2 protein-coding genes are annotated in these 1,621 nt (G+C 58.1%); one reads left to right on the top strand and one right to left on the bottom strand.

From position 1 onward, the window contains the following. The first annotated feature begins 128 nt into the window (after positions 1–128). Positions 129–764 carry a hypothetical protein gene (locus R3F72_RS18455; protein ID WP_332780468.1) on the top strand — a complete coding sequence of 212 codons (636 nt, stop codon included), beginning with the start codon at positions 129–131 and terminating at the stop codon, positions 762–764. A 566-nt stretch (positions 765–1,330) separates the two neighbouring features. Here the strand turns inward: R3F72_RS18455 and R3F72_RS18450 are convergent. Further along, positions 1,331–1,621 (bottom strand): IS66 family transposase (locus R3F72_RS18450; protein WP_332778557.1); only part of this gene is annotated, 291 nt, incomplete at its 5' end.

The following is a 1,621-nucleotide window of genomic DNA, read 5'->3' as shown; positions in this document are numbered from 1 at the left end:
GGGCCTCGTCGACGTTGATATCGCTGATGGTCATGTCACCGCATAGACGTGCCGAAGGATCAGGCACACTATGCCAAAAAAATCAGGTGGTTGGCGACATGCCATCCGCAGCCACCTGAATAGTTACGATGAAGGAAGCCATCGAGCAGCAGCGCCAGGCCATCTACCGCTCATCCAAGGCCAGCGGTGTCAGCGCAATTCAAATCGATGCCCACCTCTACAGTCCGCTGCTGCACCTGGGCAAGGACAGCCGCATCCGTGTCGAGCCGGTTGCCCTAAACGACAGTGAGTACCGTTTTGTTGAAGAATTGAAAGGGTGGTTGGAGAGAAACCAGCAGGCGCTCGCTGAACGAGGCGAACAGCTCTACCTGCTGCGTAACCTGGTGAAGCAGGGTATTGGCTTCTTCGAGGCGGGTGGCTTCTACCCCGACTTCATCCTCTGGCATGTGCAGGACGACCGCCAGCGCATCGTCTTTGTCGACCCCCATGGGCTTCGCCATACCGGGCCCAAGGACGAGAAGATTGAGTTCGGAGAGCGCATCAAGGATGTGGAGCGGCGCCTGAAGAGTGAGCACGTTGAACTGGAAAGCGTCATCCTGGCACCTTCCAGCACCACGCGGGAGTGGATCAACAACCACTGGGGCATGACCGCGGAGGAGCTGCGTGCCAAGCACGTGCTGTTCATGTCGGATTCGAACTACCTGGATAGCCTGATGCAGGTGGTGGCAGGCCAACCGGCCGAAGAAGCGACTCTGCAGCCATGACCTCTTCTTCCTGTCGCCGCCACCCAGCTTCACCCACCGGTAACCCCGCTCGGCGGTGAAGATGATGGGCTTACCTAAGAAGCACAGCATCGAGGCTGAGGTTTTCGGTCAGATGGTGCTTGATGAGCATATGGTGCACTCCAGCAACGGCGAGGTGCTGATGCTGGAGTGGCATTATGACCGCGAGAGCCGGGTGGCGGTCCCGGAGACGACTCTCATTTAGCAGTTGGCGCAGCGCAGTTGCCAAGCATGAAGGGGGGAGGGGCAGCCGCGCTGGTTGCGGTTTGGTTGCTGATTGGGCACTACCTGTGTGATCTATGTACCAAGTGGAATCCTCCAAGCTTCTGAAATTAAGGGGTTATGCACTGCAGGCGCGCTCCCCAGAAATGGCTTGGTTGCACTCATAATCCCTTGGTCGTAGGTTCAAGTCCTACTGGGCCCACCATTGATATTCCCCCAGCATGCTCTCGTGGATATTCATCAACGAGTTTCCCCCGTGTTTCTGTCGCCTATCGGGTAAGTCCTGCTAGTCCGTCGGTTAGGTTGGTTTTTGGTAACTATTCAGGTCACGCTGCCTGATCCAGGCCGTCCCGACGCATGAATTCGGGCACTTCACCGGCAAACAACTGTTCCAGTGCGGTGTGCGCTGCCAGGCCCTGCTTGACCGCCGTCGAGAGGAAGCTGCGCATCCGGCAGAAGATCTCGGCACCTTCCCAGGAGCGGAAACAGCCTGAAATCTTCTGCTGGACCTTGGTCATCCGCAGGTCACGCTCCCCTTGGTTATTGGTGAAGGGCGCGGCGGGGTCGTCGAGGAAACGCAGCACGTCGTCCTCGTACGCCTGGAGACGTTCGAGCAG

The sequence above is a fragment of the Salinicola sp. 4072 genome (assembly GCF_036663415.1).
GTDB classification, from domain to species: Bacteria; Pseudomonadota; Gammaproteobacteria; order Pseudomonadales; family Halomonadaceae; genus Salinicola; species Salinicola salarius_A.
This window is presented reverse-complemented; position numbering and strand designations above follow the sequence as displayed.

Bases quoted from the DNA above. Each gene is read 5' to 3' on its own strand.
- R3F72_RS18455 (WP_332780468.1), top strand. From the start codon at position 129: ATGAAGGAAGCCATCGAGCAGCAGCGCCAGGCCATCTACCGCTCATCC.